This window comes from Myxococcaceae bacterium JPH2, assembly GCA_016458225.1.
Taxonomy (GTDB): domain Bacteria; phylum Myxococcota; class Myxococcia; order Myxococcales; family Myxococcaceae; genus Citreicoccus.
The window spans coordinates 1-480 of the sequence record JAEMGR010000059.1 but is presented as its reverse complement, the minus strand read 5'-3'; the positions used below and the strand labels follow the sequence as shown (position 1 = coordinate 480).

Genomic DNA, 480 nt, shown 5'->3' with positions numbered 1-480 from the left:
AGGTTCACCACGTTCACGTTGCGCCACGCGATGTTGTTGTTCTGGATGGTGTTGCTGACGGTGTTCGAGGGGATGGCTTCCGGGAACGTCATCGGATCCGACACCGACTCCCAGCGGGCCAGCAGGCAGTAGTGGCCGGGGCCGGGGACGTTGCTCCACGGGATGGGGACCTCGTAGCCCACCGCGCTCGCGGGGACGGTGACGTTGAGGCTGCCGATGAAGGTCCAGTCCGCGTTCCACAGCGCGCCGCCGCCGGAGGCCGTGAAGTAGAGCTTCAGCGTGCCCACGCCGGGGTTGCCCACGGGCGCGTTGGGACCCGTGTTGTTGAGCTTCACGTAGATGTAGTTGGTCTGACCGAACTCGGGGTTCTCGTTGCCCACGCAGCCGGCGTTCTGGCAGACGCGGATGTCGGGGCTGGTCCAGATGCCCCACGCGCCGTACGTGCCCGGCTCCGCGCCCACGTCGGACGCGTTGTCGTGC

General features: G+C 67.3%; 1 protein-coding gene. It reads right to left on the bottom strand.

Translation table 11 applies throughout. The annotated features are described in order from the left end of the window. The coding region (locus JGU66_35870; protein ID MBJ6766161.1) for a hypothetical protein at nucleotides 1-480 on the bottom strand (480 nt) is incomplete at both ends.